General features: G+C 72.5%; 12 protein-coding genes and 1 pseudogene. 7 read left to right on the top strand and 6 right to left on the bottom strand.

All coding sequences use genetic code 11. The features are described 5' to 3' along the window. Nucleotides 1-321 precede the first annotated feature (321 nt). The 3 genes from WBG99_RS20065 to WBG99_RS20055 all read left to right on the top strand — a co-directional run bounded on the left by WBG99_RS20065 (nt 322) and on the right by WBG99_RS20055 (nt 3,499). Nucleotides 322-996 carry a bifunctional DNA primase/polymerase gene (locus WBG99_RS20065; RefSeq protein ID WP_338900411.1) on the top strand — a complete coding sequence of 225 codons (675 nt, stop codon included), beginning with the start codon at nt 322-324 and terminating at the stop codon, nt 994-996. Nucleotides 997-1,115: 119 nt separating this feature from the next. Next, nucleotides 1,116-1,895 carry an ABC transporter ATP-binding protein gene (locus tag WBG99_RS20060; RefSeq protein ID WP_338897609.1) on the top strand — a complete coding sequence of 260 codons (780 nt, stop codon included), beginning with the start codon at nt 1,116-1,118 and terminating at the stop codon, nt 1,893-1,895. Beyond that, a complete protein-coding gene (locus WBG99_RS20055; protein WP_338897608.1) occupies nt 1,892-3,499 on the top strand; it encodes a transporter in 1,608 nt (535 codons plus the stop codon). Before WBG99_RS20060 ends, WBG99_RS20055 begins: the two co-directional genes overlap by 4 nt. 144 nt (nt 3,500-3,643) lie before the next feature. Here WBG99_RS20055 and WBG99_RS20050 read toward each other — a convergent pair whose 3' ends face one another. Further along, nucleotides 3,644-4,573 (bottom strand): alpha/beta hydrolase, encoded by a 930-nt coding sequence (locus WBG99_RS20050; protein WP_338897607.1) that lies wholly within the window; start codon nt 4,571-4,573, stop codon nt 3,644-3,646. A 665-nt stretch (nt 4,574-5,238) separates the two neighbouring features. Continuing rightward, on the bottom strand, nt 5,239-5,931 hold the full coding sequence (locus WBG99_RS20045) for a metal-dependent transcriptional regulator (protein WP_338897606.1): 693 nt from the start codon (nt 5,929-5,931) through the stop codon (nt 5,239-5,241). A gap of 267 nt (nt 5,932-6,198) precedes the next feature. Here WBG99_RS20045 and WBG99_RS20040 point away from each other — a divergent pair, with 267 nt between their 5' ends. After that, nucleotides 6,199-6,960 carry an SIS domain-containing protein gene (locus WBG99_RS20040; protein WP_338897605.1) on the top strand — a complete coding sequence of 254 codons (762 nt, stop codon included), beginning with the start codon at nt 6,199-6,201 and terminating at the stop codon, nt 6,958-6,960. Nucleotides 6,961-7,154: 194 nt separating this feature from the next. Next, entirely contained in the window at nt 7,155-8,618 is a 1,464-nt protein-coding gene (locus WBG99_RS20035) for a PAS domain-containing protein (protein ID WP_338897604.1), read from the top strand. Nucleotides 8,619-9,018: 400 nt separating this feature from the next. Here the strand turns inward: WBG99_RS20035 and WBG99_RS20030 are convergent, their stop codons facing one another. Further along, the gene (locus tag WBG99_RS20030; RefSeq protein ID WP_338897603.1) at nt 9,019-10,122 is read right to left on the bottom strand and encodes a citrate synthase 2; all 1,104 of its coding nucleotides are present in this window, start codon (nt 10,120-10,122) and stop codon (nt 9,019-9,021) included. A gap of 198 nt (nt 10,123-10,320) precedes the next feature. Between WBG99_RS20030 and pdxH the strand changes: the two genes are divergently transcribed. Then, on the top strand, nt 10,321-10,950 hold the full coding sequence (gene pdxH / locus WBG99_RS20025; protein WP_338897602.1) for a pyridoxamine 5'-phosphate oxidase: 630 nt from the start codon (nt 10,321-10,323) through the stop codon (nt 10,948-10,950). A gap of 19 nt (nt 10,951-10,969) precedes the next feature. On the opposite strand, the gene WBG99_RS20020 is transcribed toward pdxH, so the two are convergent. The 3 genes and pseudogenes from WBG99_RS20020 to WBG99_RS20010 all read right to left on the bottom strand — a co-directional run bounded on the left by WBG99_RS20020 (nt 10,970) and on the right by WBG99_RS20010 (nt 12,762). Beyond that, complete coding sequence (locus WBG99_RS20020) at nt 10,970-11,578, bottom strand: TetR/AcrR family transcriptional regulator (protein WP_338897601.1); 609 nt, start codon at nt 11,576-11,578, stop codon at nt 10,970-10,972. 231 nt (nt 11,579-11,809) lie between these two features. Then, nucleotides 11,810-11,968, bottom strand: a pseudogene (locus WBG99_RS20015) (acyclic terpene utilization AtuA family protein); the annotation flags it as partial. Continuing rightward, nucleotides 11,965-12,762, bottom strand: a complete 798-nt coding sequence (locus WBG99_RS20010) for a TIGR03084 family metal-binding protein (protein ID WP_338897600.1) — start codon at nt 12,760-12,762, stop codon at nt 11,965-11,967. The pseudogene WBG99_RS20015 and the gene WBG99_RS20010, both read right to left, overlap by 4 nt. 236 nt (nt 12,763-12,998) lie before the next feature. Between WBG99_RS20010 and WBG99_RS20005 the strand changes: the two genes are divergently transcribed. After that, on the top strand, nt 12,999-13,943 hold the full coding sequence (locus WBG99_RS20005; protein WP_338897599.1) for an EamA family transporter: 945 nt from the start codon (nt 12,999-13,001) through the stop codon (nt 13,941-13,943). Nucleotides 13,944-14,292: the final 349 nt, after the last annotated feature.

Below are 14,292 nucleotides of genomic sequence, written 5' to 3'. Positions count from 1 at the left end.
TGACGTGTCCTCAGCGGTCGGACCTCTTCGCACACGCGGTCACGCGGCACCGACGCACGTCGAACACGCGTACCGAAAGCGCGTACCCGCCTATCGAAAGGATCCGGCCTCGAAGATCAATGCCCCACCGACATACCGAAGATGCGAGACATTCCAGGATTGCCGGGGTAAACACGGATGCTGTACCCCACACGTGGCTACCCGGCCGACTCCGTGATCCCTCTCGCGCGCCCCCGGCCGTGCACCCATGCGCCCCGACCCGGTCGATGATGCCCTCCCCCGCGCATGTGACATCCGTAACCCCTGATGACCGCTAGAGTTGTGTTCATCGTGGAAGAGACCATCGCGGGCCCTGAAGCTGCCCAAATCCCGAAGCAGCGCGGCGAATCGCTGCTGGACACCGCCGTTCGCTACGCGGAAGAACGCCACTGGGACGTGTTCCCCGGTACGTGGCTGGAAGCCGTCGACGGGGTGCAGCACTGCTCCTGCGGCAACACGGCGTGCGCCGCCCCCGGCGCGCACCCGGCGCGCGAGGACGAGGACTGGGCGACCCAGGCGACAGGCAGTGCGACCGTCGCACGCCGTCTGTGGTCCAAGCAGCCCACCGCTTCGATCCTGCTGCCGACCGGCCGTACGTTCGACACGATCGACGTTCCCGAGACCGCCGGCCTGCTCGCCCTGGCCCGCATGGAGCGGATGGAGCTGACGCTCGGGCCGGTCACCTGGACGCCGGACCGCCGGATGCAGTTCTTCGTGCTGCCCGGCGCCTCCGCCAAAGTCCCCGATCTGGTACGGAAGTTGGGCTGGTCCCCGCTCTCGCTCGACCTCAGGGCGCTGGGCGAGGGCGAGTACGTGGCGGCTCCGCCGACGCGGTACGGATCGCGTGGAGCCGTCCAGTGGGCGCGGCGGCCCACCCCGGCCAACCGGTGGCTGCCGGACGCGGAGGAGCTGATCTCGCCGCTCGCCTACGCGTGTGGGCGGGACGGGCGCCGGTAACGCTCCGGGCGGGGACTGCGGGTAGGTTGTGCGGCTGCGGTTCGCTCGTGGTCGCCCGCGCAGTCCCCCCGCGCCCGTACGGGGCGTCGGTGCCCCGTCTACCGGAAGGAGCAACCGGTGTGAGTGCTGTCGCCGCTGTACGTGTCCAGGGGCTCTGGAAGCGGTTCGGAGCCCAGGCCGCTGTCGCCGGGATCGATCTGGAGCTGCCCGCGGGGCGGTTCATCGGGTTGGTCGGGCCCAACGGAGCCGGGAAGACCACCACCTTGTCGATGGTCACCGGCCTGCTGCGCCCCGACGAGGGCCTGGTGGAGGTCGTCGGCCACGACGTGTGGCGGGACCCGGTCGGGGTGAAGGCCCACATCGGCGTCCTGCCGGAGGGGCTGCGCCTCTTCGACCGCCTCACCGGGCGTGAACTCCTCTCCTACACGGGCCGGTTGCGCGGCCTGCCCGGCGCCGAGGTCGACAGGCGGGCCACCCAGCTCCTGGACGTGCTCGACCTCGCGGGCGCCCAGCACAAGCTCGTGGTCGACTACTCGACGGGCATGCGCAAGAAGATCGGTCTCGCCGCGGCCCTCCTCCACAACCCCGAAGTCCTCTTCCTGGACGAGCCGTTCGAGGGTGTCGACCCCGTCTCCGCCCAGACCATCCGGGGCGTGCTGGAGCGGTACACCGCCTCAGGCGCCACGGTCGTCTTCTCCTCCCATGTCATGGAGCTGGTCGAGTCCCTCTGCGACTGGGTGGCCGTCCTGGTCGCCGGCCGCATCCGCGCCCACGGCCCCCTCGCCGACGTACGGGGTGACGCGCCCTCGCTGCAGAGGGCGTTCCTGGACCTGGTGGGGGCGACCGGGCGGGACACCGGGTTGGACCTGGACTGGCTGGGCGGCAGGGCGGGCCGATGAGCGCCGCGGGCGCCGCGTCGGTGACCTCCGTCGTCGTACGGCTGAAGCTGTCGCTGCTGCGGAACGGGCTGCGGCAGTCCGCCGGGCGGCGGGCCGCGTATGTCGCGTCCGTGGTGGTCGTGCTGCTGTTCGCGGCGCTCCAGCTGATCGGGCTGATCGCGCTCCGGGGCGACGAGCACGCGGCGGGCGTGGCCGTGCCGCTGGTGGCGCTGCTGGCGCTCGGGTGGGCGGTGATGCCGCTGTTCTTCCCCAGCGGGGACGAGACGCTCGATCCGACCCGGCTGGTGATGCTGCCGCTGCGCCCGCGCCCGCTCGTACGGGCGCTGCTCACGGCCTCGCTGGTGGGCATCGGCCCGCTGTTCACCCTGTGCCTGCTGCTGGGCTCGGTCATCGCGGTGGCGCACGGACCGGCCGCGTACGTCACGGCCGTGGCCGCCGTCCCCCTCGTCCTGCTCGGCTGTGTGGCGCTCGCCCGTGCGGTGGCCGCCGCGAACATCCGGCTCCTGACCAGCCGCCGGGGCCGCGACCTGGCCGTCCTGAGCGGTCTCGTGATCGCCGTCGGCCTCCAGGTCGTCAACTTCGGCATCCAGCGCCTGGGTTCGTCCGGCCTCGGCCGGCTCGACCCGGTGGCGGACGTGCTCGGCTGGATCCCGCCGGCGTCGGCACTCGGCGCGGTGCAGTCGATGAGCGAGGGGTCGTACGGCGTCGGGGCGGCCCGGCTCGCCCTGGCCGGGCTCGCGTTGGCGGCACTGCTGAGGATGTGGTCACGGACGCTGACCCGGCTGATGACCTCACCGGACGGCTCGACGCTCCAGGCGGTGGCGGCGGGCGGGACACGGAAGCGGACGCGCTCCACCGGCCTGAGCCGACTGCTCCCCCCGGGCCGCACCGGCACGATCATGGAGCGCAGTCTGCGCTACGTCTGGCGCGAGCCGAAGACGAAGGCGGCCTGGGTGACCTCGCTGGCCATCGGCCTGATCGTGCCCGTCTTCAACGCCCTGCAGGGCACCGGCTCGATCTACTTCGCCTGCTTCGCGGCGGGGATGCTCGGGATCCTGATGTACAACCAGTTCGGACAGGACAGCTCGGCGTTCTGGACGGTCGCCACGACCATCTCCTCCGCACGGGACGCGTACCTCGAACTCCGTGGCCGGGCTTTGGCGTTGCTGTCCATCACCCTGCCGTTCGCCACGTTCGTCACCGTCCTGACCGCCGCGCTCCTCGGCGACTGGGCCGCCCTCCCCGAGGCCCTGGGCCTCTCCTTCGCCCTTCTCGGCGCCATGCTCGCCACCGGCGCCTGGGCCTCCGCCCGCTTCCCCTACTCCATCCCCCAGGAGGGGTACAAGAACGTCGCCCCCGGCCAGGCCGGCCTCGCCTGGATCTCCATCTTCGGCGGCATGGTGGCCTCCGCGCTCCTGTGCCTGCCGGTCATCGGACTCACCATCTGGCTGCATGTGTCGGCGGGCGGGGAGTCCTGGACGTGGCTGCTGCTGCCGGCGGGGGCGGCGTACGGGGCGGGGATCGCCGTACTGGGCCTGCGGCTGGCGGCGCCCCGGACGGCCGGGCGGCTGCCGGAGATCCTGACGGCGGTGAGCAGGGCGTAGTGCCTCGGCCGCGGGTGAGCGGGGGCTGGTCGGGCGGTTTGCCGCGACCGTGAAGGACCGGGGCTCGGGGAACCGCGCGGGCAGTCGCCGACCACCCGCACCCGCGACATCACGCGGGCCTCGGCCGCCGGGCGAACGGCCCGCTCAGTCCGACAGGCCGTCCAGGAACGGCTCTATCGCGGAGCGCCACGCGTCCGGCTGGTCGTAGTGGACGAGGTGGCCGGCGTCGGCGACCTCGGCGTACCGGCCGTGGGGCAGGACGCGGACCATCTCCTGGGACTCCGCGCGGCCCAGCTCGCCGTCGAGGCCGCGGACGACCAGGGTGGGGCACCGGACCTGCGTCAGCTCCTCCCAGTGCGCGTCGTACACCCAGCTCTCGCGGGTCTTCAGCATCTGCGCGGGGTCGAAGACGGGCCGCCAGCCGTCGGAGCCCTCGTGCATGACCTCGGCGTAGAACTCGCCTCGGGAGGGGTTCGGGCGCTCCACCCAGGGGTCGTCCTCGCCGAACCACTTGCGGACGTCGGCGAGGGTGGCGAAGGGCAGCGGCCAGGCCTTGAACCAGCTCTCCCACTCGCGCTGCGAGGCGGCGCCGAGCGCCGAGGCCCGCATGTCGCAGACGATCAGGCCGCGCACCAGGTCCGGGCGCCGGGCGGCCAGCTGCCAGGCGGTCAGCGCGCCCATGGCGTGGCCTATGAGGACGACCGGGGCGAGGCCGAGCTGTTCGATCGCGGCCTCGGCGTCCTCCACGTAGGCCTCACGGGTGTACGCGGCCTGCTCGGGCTTGGCGCTCTGGCCGTGGCCCCGCTGGTCGAGTGCGACGGCACGGTGCCGCTCGGAGAGCCAGCGGGCGGTGGGGGCCCAGTGCGAGGCGCGGCCCATGAGGCCGTGCAATAACAGCACCCCGGGCCGCCGCGCGCCCTCGCCGCTCCCGTCCGCCGCCCGGTCTGCGGCGCCCTCGCCGGTCCTGTCCGCCGTCGGGTCGTCGACCATGTCGCCGGTCTTGGGCGGGTCGCCGAACTCCCAGGCGGCGAGACTCACGCCGCCCGCTCCGGTCACGTCGATACGCCGCACCATCGGCACCCCCCAGACTCCCGCCCGGACCGCTCGCTCCCCGCCTCTCGCTCCCGCTTCGAGCCGGCCGGTCCACTAGTCCCAGCTGCTGTGTGTTACAGCGTGCATATCGGTTGGCACGTTACGTGTGGGGTGTGCGCGTCGGTTCTGGCACGGGTCACGCAACGCCACGCCGTACACGTTATCGATTACACATTCGAAGATGTCGTTCTTGGCGACAACACCCCTCATACGAGTGACCTCCCCGAGGGATTGCTCACCGCCACCGAGGGGAGATCTTCAACGGGAGGCGGACCGCTCGGGGAAAACGGTCCGACGGGGATGACCCTGAGAGCTCGGGGCTCCGGGTCAGCACAGGGGAGGACAGGCCCCGGCGCCACACGGCGCCGGGGCCCACCTCATGTCCACCGCACATCCGCCCCGCCCCCTCCCACGCGCCCGGAGACCGCCGTCCCCGGGCGGCGAAGAACCCCTCAGGTCATATGCCTCACGCGCAAGCCTCGCACGCGAACGGTCCGAGCGCTGCGATTCGGCGCACTGCATCCTGGATTCGGCAGGATCGTGGACACCGACCCCGGCGCATCACAACTTCCTCTCCCGTATGGGGAGTTGAGGTGACGCGGGCGGCACTGACGCCGGTTCACCGGTGGCGGTGGCGCGTACGCGCGTCAGCGCTTGGCGACGAACACATGGGAGGCGACGTCCGCCGCCAGCTCCGCGGCCTCGCCGCCGCTGCCCACGAGGACGCCGCCGGCCGCCTCCGTCACACTCACCACGGAGCCGGGCTGCACACCCGCGCGCCGCAGCGTGTACATCAGCTGGGCGTCCGTCTGGATGGGCTCACCGATCCGGCGGACGACGACGGTCTTGCCCTCCGTGCCCGGGTCGAGGTCGGCCAGCGAGACCATGCCCTCGTCCAGGAAGGGGTCGGCGCCGTCCTTCTCGCCCAGCTCCTCCAGCCCCGGGATCGGATTGCCGTACGGGGACTCGGTCGGGTGGCGCAGCAGCTCCAGGACGCGGCGCTCGACGGCCTCGCTCATCACGTGCTCCCAGCGGCACGCCTCCGCGTGCACCTGCTCCCACTCCAGGCCGATCACGTCGACGAGCAGGCACTCCGCGAGGCGGTGCTTGCGCATCACGCGCGTCGCCAGCCGGCGGCCCTCGTCGGTGAGCTCCAGGTGGCGGTCCGCGGCGACGGACACCAGGCCGTCGCGCTCCATGCGCGCGACCGTCTGGCTCACCGTGGGGCCGCTCTGGTCGAGCCGCTCGGCGATCCGGGCGCGCATGGGGACCACACCTTCCTCTTCCAGTTCGAGGATGGTGCGGAGATACATCTCCGTCGTATCGATCAGTCCGGACATACATGCCCCTCGGTGAGATTCAGCCGGAGGCTTCGACGGCCACACCGGCTTGCTGCGCTGGCCCTGGACTCAATTCTTGCGCATCGGACCGACAACCGGGCGGTGCCGGGGGGACGACGGCGTCACGCCCTCCGTCAACCGGCCGATTTCAACACCTTACGCCGGTTACGCGGTCACGTAACCGGTCGTATTGACACCTCACTGGTCCAGACCTCTAACGTGATCCGCGACACTCGGGATCGGTGAGCGGGACGAAGGGGTCGGCGGATGGGGCAGGGCGGCGGCGCGACCGGTGGACGGTTCTTCGACGCGGCCATCGGGCTGCTGGAGCGGGTGCGGGACGAGGAGGGCGAGAGCGTCACCGCGGCCGGGGAACTGATCGCGGACACGGTCGCCGGCGGAGGCCGGCTGTTCGCGTTCGGGGCCGGGCACTCGTCGCTCGCCGCGCAGGACCTCGTCTACCGGGCCGGCGGCCTCGCGCTGATGAACCTGCTGACGGTTCCCGGCGTGGTGGGCGTGGACGTGATGCCCGCGACGCTCGGCTCGGCGCTGGAGCGGGTCGACGGCCTGGCCACCGCCGTACTCGACACGAGCCCGCTGCGCGCCGGGGACCTGCTCGTGGTGATCTCGCTCTCCGGGCGCAACGCGCTGCCCGTCGAGATGGCCCTGCACGCGCGGGAGCTGGGCGTGCGGGTCATCGGCGTCACCTCGGTCGCGTACGCCACGGAGACGACATCACGCCACTCCTCCGGCACCTTCCTCAAGGACCACTGCGACCTCGTCCTCGACACCAAGATCGCGGTCGGCGACGCGGAACTCACCCTCGACACCGTCCCCGCCCCCTTCGCCCCGGCCTCCACCGTCATCACCTCCGCGATCCTCCAGTCCGTCATGGCCACCGCCGCCGCCTCCCTCGCGGAGCAGGGCGTCGAACCGCCGCTGCTGCGCTCCGGGAACGTCGACGGCGGGCCCGACTGGAACGAGCGGGTCCTGCGGGAGCACGGCGACCGGATCTTCTACCTGCGCTGACCCGTCGGCACGTGTACAAGGCAGGGGTGTGGGGGACCCTTGAGAACAGTGAGGAGGAAATCCGGCGCACAACGATTTCGCCCACATCTTGCGTGAACCAGGTGTGTGCTGGGTCACGTTCGAGTTGAATGAGGGCGAGTGAGCGAACCGGCGCGCCGTACGTGCGGACGCAACGCAGCCTGCAGGGGGTTCAGGTGAGTGCTTCCCGGCGTAGTGGGGCCACCGACGAGCTCGGGCCCGACGAGCCCGAGCGGGACGGCCCGACGGACGAGGACACCGACGACATCGAGAACACCGAGGGCACGGAGGACACCGAGGGCGCCATCGGATTCGGCGGTTCGCATCTTCTCGCCGCCCTGCTGGACGGGATGGACGCGGCCCTGTGCGCCTTCGACGCCGACGGCGTCGTCACCCACTGGAACCGCGAGGCCGAACGCATCCTCGGCTGGACCACCGACGAGGCCGTCGGGCGCCGCGGATTCGTCGGCTGGGCCGTACGCACGGCCGACGCCGAGGAGGTCGAGGGGCGGCTGATGGCCGCCATGCACGCGCCCGGCCGTCAGGTACACGAGTTCGCCCTGGTCACCAAGGACGGCGGACGCGTCCTCGTCCGCACCCAGTCCGCCGCCGTACTGGGGCCCGACGGCAAGCCCGCCGGCCTGTACTGCGCCTTCAGCGAGGTCCACGCGCAGATCGACCTCGAACGCTCCATCGCCCTCAGCGAGGCCCTCTTCGAGGACGCCTCCTGGGGAGTCGTCCTCGTCGACGCCGACCTGCGCCCCGCCGTCGTCAACGCGCACGCCGCCCGCGCCCTCGGCATCGGCCGTACGACGGTCCTCGGGCGCCCGCTCGGCGAACTGCTCGCCCAGGGCGTCGAGGAGGTGGAGAGCGCCCTCACCCACGTCCTGTCCGAGGGCGCGCCGCCCGCGCCCGCCGAGATCTGGGTGAGCGTGCGCACCTCCGACGGCGAGAAGCGCCGCTGCTGGCGCAGCGGCTTCCTCCGCCTCGCCTCACCGCTGGCCGAGGAACCGGTTCCGCTCGGCGTCGGCTGGCTCTTCCAGGACGTCACCGAGTCCAAACAGACCGAGCAGGAGGCCTCCCTGCTCCGCTTCCGCGTCAACCAGCTCCACCGGGCGGCCCGCGCCGCCGCCGAGTGCGAGGACCCCGGCGAGGCCGCCACCGTCCACCTCGACTTCGCCCTCGCCGGCTTCGCCGACCACGCCCTCATCGACCGCGTCGCCGGCGGCTCCCTCGCCGACGGCGAAGGCCCCGCCCGCCTCGTACGCGCCGCCGCCACCCCCTCCGGCGCACCCGGCCCCAGCCACCTCGCCGGCCACGCCGGCATCCCGGCCCGCTACGGCCCCGGCCACCCCGCCCTCCAGTGCGTGGAACGCGCGGGCTCCGTCCGCGCCGGAGCCGGCTCCACCGCCCCGGAGGCGGCCCGCGACTGGGCCACCGGCCGGCAGTGGCCCCCGGACACCGTCCACGCCCTGTGCGCCGTACTCCGCAGTCGTGGCCGCACCCTCGGCGTCGTCACCTTCCTCCGCGGCCCCGGCCGCGCCCCCTTCGAACGCGTCGACGCCGTCTACGCCGAGGACGTCGCCGTCCACATCGCCGCAGCCCTGGACCTGGAGGCACTGGAGAGGTCGTCGGAGTAGGCGCGGCACCGGCACCCCGGAGCCACCGAGCCCGATGACCTTCACTGAGGCGACCGCCACACGCCCCGGGCAGTCATCGCCGAGTGATCCTCTCGGAAAACCGCTTGAGCGTTGCCCTGTCGGTTCCTAGGGTGGGGAGCACCGAAGAGAGGAGGTGGTTCGGAGCATGTATGCACACCGGACGTCGGAGGTGGCTGCGGGCTAGCGCCCGTCACCACACCCAGTGCGGTGCCGGACCAGCGCGTGAGTCGAGCGCGCAGCCGGCCCAATCTCAAGCAGTCACCCGACCCACAGGCTCGCCGGTACGTCCGGCCGGCTCCTCCGTCGCCGAGACGGGGGGACCAGAGCCTGTGGGTCGTCCGCGTTCGCGGGGTCGCGGGGCGGGGTTCCCCAGGAGAGGTCAGCGGGCGGTGATGTCGCCGTAGCCCTCGATCTCCCTCGGGTCGCGTGGGCCGGGGCCGACGTAGCGGGCGGACGGGCGGACGAGGCGGCCGGTGCGCTTCTGTTCGAGGATGTGGGCGGACCAGCCGGCCGTGCGGGCGCAGGTGAACATCGAGGTGAACATGTGGGCCGGAACCCCCGCGAAGTCCAGGACGATCGCCGCCCAGAATTCGACGTTCGTCGCCAGGACCCGGTCGGGGCGGCGGGCGTGGAGTTCGGCCAGGGCGGCCTTCTCCAGGGCTTCGGCGACCTCGAAGCGGGGGGCGCCGAGGTCGCGGGCGGTGCGGCGCAGGACGCGGGCGCGGGGGTCCTCGGCGCGGTAGACGCGGTGGCCGAAGCCCATGAGGCGTTCGCCCTGGTCAAGGGCCTGTTTGACGTAGGCGTCGGCGTCGCCCGTGCGCTCGATCTCCTCGATCATGCCGAGGACGCGGGAGGGGGCGCCGCCGTGCAGCGGGCCGGACATGGCTCCCACGGCTCCGGAGAGGGCCGCCGCCACGTCCGCACCCGTGGACGCGATGACCCTCGCCGTGAAGGTGGAGGCGTTCATGCCGTGCTCGGCTGCGGATGTCCAGTACGCGTCGACCGCCGCGACGTGCTTGGGGTCGGGCTCGCCACGCCAGCGGATCATGAAGCGTTCGACGACGGACTGGGCCTTGTCGATCTCGCGCTGCGGGACCATGGGCAGGCCCTGGCCGCGGGCGGACTGGGCGACGTAGGAGAGGGCCATGACGGCGGCGCGGGCGAGGTCCGCGCGGGCCTGCTCCTCGTCGATGTCCAACAGCGGCTTCAGGCCCCAGACCGGCGCGAGCATGGCGAGCGCGGACTGGACGTCGACGCGGATGTCGCCGGAGTGGACGGGGATGGGGAACGGCTCGGCGGGCGGCAGGCCGGGGCGGAAGGCGCCGTCGACGAGGAGGCCCCAGACGTTGCCGAAGGAGACGTGGCCGACCAGGTCCTCGATGTCGACGCCCCGGTACCGGAGCGCGCCGCCCTCCTTGTCCGGTTCGGCGATCTCCGTCTCGAACGCGACGACTCCTTCGAGCCCGGGCACGAAGTCGGACATCAGGCGGCTCCTCTTGATGTGTGCGACAGGGGGCGGCGGGTGGGACCCGACCGGGATGTTCCAGCACCATACGCCTGAGTGCCAGGTTTGGGGAGAGTTCGCGGCACTCAGTGCCACCAGCCTCCCGGCAGGCCGCCCATACGGCAAGATGACCATGTGGATGATCCCGGTCTCGAACCTGTGCCCGACCCCGCTCGTATGCGCAAGCAGTACCGGGCCGACGGGCTCGGCGAGAGCGAGCTGGCCGGTGATCCGATGGAGCAGTTCGCGCGGTGGTTCGGGCAGGCCTCGCGGGAGGGCGCGGTGTTCGAGCCGAACGCCGTGGTCGTGTCGACGGCGGACGCGGAGGGGCGCCCCTCCTCTCGCACGGTGCTGATGAAGGCGTACGACGAGCGGGGCTTCGTCTTCTACACGAACTACGACTCCCGCAAGGCCCGGGACCTGGCGGAGAACCCGTACGTCTCGCTGCTGTTCCCCTGGCACGCGATCGCCCGGCAGGTGATCGTGACGGGTACGGCGCGGCGGACGGGGCGGGACGAGACGGCGGCGTACTTCCGGACGCGTCCGCATGGTTCGCAGCTGGGCGCGTGGGCCAGCGCGCAGTCGTCGGTGATCGGCTCACGCGCCGAACTGGACGCCGCGTACGAGGAGTTGAGGGCCCGCTATCCGGAGGGCGAGCAGGTGCCGGTGCCGCCGGACTGGGGTGGGTTCCGGGTGGCGCCGCAGTCCGTGGAGTTCTGGCAGGGGCGGTGGAACCGGCTGCACGACCGGCTGCGGTACGTGGCCGGGCCGGACGGGGCGTGGCGGGTGGAGCGGCTGGGTCCGTAGGGGCCTGTCGGCCGGCCCGTCAGCCCAGTGCCTCGTCCAGCAGGGCCGCCCACTGGGCCACCACCTTGTCGCGGCGGCCGGTGTCGTCGGTGAGGAGGTTGGCGAGCCCGAGGCCACGGGCCATGTCGAGGAGACCCTGGACGGTCTCACGGACGCCGGGGACGGTCTCGTCGGCGCGCAGGAGTTCGACGGCGATGCGGTGGGCCTCGCGGCCGACGCGGGCTTCGAGTTCGGTGACGCGGCAGCGGAGCTGGTCCTCGTTGGAGGCGGCGACCCAGAGGTGGAGGGCGGCGCGGAAGAGGGGGCCGGTGTAGAGGTCGACGACGGCGGCGACGACGGCGCGGCGGTCTGCTGCGCCCTCGGGGAAGAGGGCGCGCAGGGCGAGGGAGCGTTCCTCGGCGACGTATTCGACGGCGGCGGTGAACAGGTCCTCGCGGGTGCGGAAGTGGTGCTGGGCGGCGCCGCGGGAGACGCCGGCGCGTTCGGCGACGGCCGAGACGGTGGAGCCGGCCCAGCCGTGTTCGGCGAGGCAGTCCACGGCGGCCTGGAGGAGCCGTCGCCGGGTGGCCCGGCTGCGGTCCTGCTTCGGTGCGCGGTCGAACGCGCCGACCACGGTCACACCACCCATCGCGGATCCCGTCCTTCTCCCAGGGCCCTCAGCCCCTCGTCGGCCCCGTCGGAGCCGAACACGCGGGCCGACTGTCTGCTCCGCGCGCCCGCCTCCTCGGCGAAGGCCTCCAGCACCTTACCCGTGAGCAGCCGTTTCGTCTCCGCCCGGGCTTCGGGGCAGGCCCGCGCAGTCCGTCGGGGACGGGGGCGAGCAGGACGTCGACGTCGTCGCCGGCCATGGTCACTCGGTGGGGTCCTTCAGGCGGTCGCGACCGAGGATGAGCATGGCCAGCTCGGCGAGGTGGTCACCGGTGAGGACGTCGAGTCCGCCGCCTGACCGCATCTCGCGCAGGGAGTCGAAGCGGTCGCCGTGGAAGCCGGAGGCGTGGCCTGTGCGGAGGGGGGTCATGGCGCGGCCCCCTTGGGCGCGCGGCCCGTCCCCGGGGGTCCGGCGAAGGCCTGGGCGATGTCCAGCCAGCTTTCCGCGTCAGAGCCTTCGGTGCGCAGGGCCAGGTCGGCGCGGTTGGCCCGCTGGGTGACCAGGAGGCAGAAGTCGAGGGCCGGGCCGGTGACACGGTCCGTCGCGTCCTCGGGTCCGTACGCCCACAACTGACCAGTGGGACCGGCGAGTTCCACACGGAACTCCTCGAACGGCGGGGTCAGTCCGTGCACGGCGAAGGCGAAGTCGCGCGTGCGGATGCCGAGGCGGGTGATGTGCCGCAGCCGGTCTGTGGGGGCGATCCGGGGGACACCCAGCGCGTCGGCGACGTCCAGGCCGTGGGCCCAGGTCTCCATGAGGCGGGCGGTCGCCATGGAGGCGGAGGACATGGGCGGGCCGTACCAGGGGAACCGCGCGCCGTCGGGGGCCGCACGCAGGGCGTCCGCCAGGGTCGCGCGGCCGGCCCGCCACTCGGCGAGCAGGTCCGCGGGCGGTTTCCCGGCACCTTCCTCCGCGCCGTTGTCCACGAAGTCGCCGGGCGAGGTCAGCGCGTTCTCGACCTCGCGGGCGAAGGCGTCCTGGTCGGTCACGGCCAGCACGGAGGAGCGGTCGGTCCAGGCGAGGTGGGCGATCTGGTGGGCGACGGTCCAACCGGGGGCGGGTGTGGCGAGCGCCCACCGCTCCGGGCTCAACTCGGCCACGAGAGCGTCGAGTCCATCGCCCTCGGCACACAGATCGTCGATGACGGGCGTCGGGTCGGCCATGGGGTGAGCATGGCAGCGGGGCCCGAAACAAGCAAACGTGCTTGCATTTTTGGGGACAGACCGCCACCGTCGCCGTAAGCCACGAAACCACTTACAGACCTGACTTGGTCCATTGCCTTGAACCCTTCAGTCCTCCATACTGCACGAAACATTCCCTTTCCCCTGCACGCCCGCCCCTTACACCCCCCTGCGCCCCATTCCTCTGCCCCGCTCTCCGCACCTCCTGGACGGCCTCCGTGACACTCCCCGGCGCTGACCGGTCCGCGCCCGCCACCTCCGCGACGGCGCCGGCCGCCCCCGCGTCCGGCGGCACGCGCGGGCCGGGCTCCCTCGGACCGGTGGGGCTGGTGCTGGCCGGTGGACTGTCGGTGCAGTTCGGCGGGGCGTTGGCCGTGATGCTGATACCGCGGGCCGGGGCGCTCGGGGTGGTGACGTTGCGCCTCGCGGTGGCGGCGCTGGTCCTGCTGGTGATCTGCCGCCCCCGGCTGCGCGGACACTCACGCACCGACTGGGGCACGGTGCTCGCCTTCGGCGTCACCATGGCCGCGATGAACGGCCTCTTCTACCAGTCCGTCGCCCGCATCCCGCTCGGCCCCGCCGTCACTCTGGAGGTGCTCGGCCCGCTGGCGCTGTCCGTCCTCGCGTCCCGGCGGGCGGTGAACCTGGTGTGGGCCGGGCTGGCGCTCTGCGGCGTCTTCCTCCTCGGCGGAGGCGGAGGCTTCGGCGGCCTCGACCCGCTGGGCGTCGCGTTCGCCCTCTCCGCCGGGGCGATGTGGGCGCTGTACATCGTCTTCAGCGCGCGGACGGGCCGACGGTTCCCGCAGGCGGACGGGCTGGCGCTGGCCATGGGGGTCGCGGCGGTGCTGTTCCTGCCGCTGGGGATCCTCGAGTCCGGGACGCGGCTCCTCGCCCCGGAGACGGTGGCTCTGGGCGCGGCCGTCGCCGTCCTGTCCTCCGTCCTCCCCTACACCCTCGAACTCCTCGCCCTGCGCCGCCTGCCCGCCTCCACCTTCGCCGTCCTCATGAGCCTGGAGCCCGCGATCGCCGCGACCGCCGGGTTCCTGATCCTCGACCAGGCCCTCTCCGCCGGCGAGTCCCTCGCGATCGCCCTCGTCATCGGGGCGAGCATGGGGGCGGTGCGGACGCAGGTGGGGCGGGGGGAGGCGGGGGTCTCGGGGTGAGCGGGAGGCAATCGGGGCTGCGGTGAGGGTAGTTGTTCCGCGCTGCGGGTCCGGGTTCCGGCACGGCTGCGGGTCCGCGTCCCGGTACGGGTCCGTCCCCGGCCTCACCGCCGCCCAACTCCTCGACGGCGCCGGCCGCTGCATCCAGCAGGAACGCGCCGAGGAGACGAACCACCCCGCACCACCTGGCTCAGCTCGCTCATCCAGTGCTTCGACGCATGGGTTCGCCGGGTTGGGCGATCAAGGCGATTGATGACGAGCGCGGTCGCCCTCCCCATCAATCGCCTTGCCGACTATGGACCTTGGCGTGTTCGCATCGTCGACACGGCACTAAGGTGAGACGGTGACT

The sequence above is a fragment of the Streptomyces sp. TG1A-60 genome (genome assembly GCF_037201975.1).
Classification (GTDB): domain Bacteria; phylum Actinomycetota; class Actinomycetes; order Streptomycetales; family Streptomycetaceae; genus Streptomyces.
The sequence above is the reverse complement of the archived record's forward strand: the minus strand, read 5'-3'. Positions and strand labels throughout refer to the sequence as shown.

What these genes read in the sequence shown, in the direction of transcription:
- WBG99_RS20055 (WP_338897608.1), top strand. Translation starts at nt 1,892, where the DNA reads ATGAGCGCCGCGGGCGCCGCGTCGGTGACCTCCGTCGTCGTACGGCTG.
- WBG99_RS20010 (WP_338897600.1), bottom strand. Translation starts at nt 12,762, where the DNA reads ATGGCCGACCCGACGCCCGTCATCGACGATCTGTGTGCCGAGGGCGAT.
- pdxH (WP_338897602.1), top strand. Translation starts at nt 10,321, where the DNA reads ATGCGCAAGCAGTACCGGGCCGACGGGCTCGGCGAGAGCGAGCTGGCC.
- WBG99_RS20050 (WP_338897607.1), bottom strand. Translation starts at nt 4,573, where the DNA reads ATGGTGCGGCGTATCGACGTGACCGGAGCGGGCGGCGTGAGTCTCGCC.
- WBG99_RS20040 (WP_338897605.1), top strand. Translation starts at nt 6,199, where the DNA reads ATGGGGCAGGGCGGCGGCGCGACCGGTGGACGGTTCTTCGACGCGGCC.
- WBG99_RS20045 (WP_338897606.1), bottom strand. Translation starts at nt 5,931, where the DNA reads ATGTCCGGACTGATCGATACGACGGAGATGTATCTCCGCACCATCCTC.
- WBG99_RS20030 (WP_338897603.1), bottom strand. Translation starts at nt 10,122, where the DNA reads ATGTCCGACTTCGTGCCCGGGCTCGAAGGAGTCGTCGCGTTCGAGACG.
- WBG99_RS20020 (WP_338897601.1), bottom strand. Translation starts at nt 11,578, where the DNA reads ATGGGTGGTGTGACCGTGGTCGGCGCGTTCGACCGCGCACCGAAGCAG.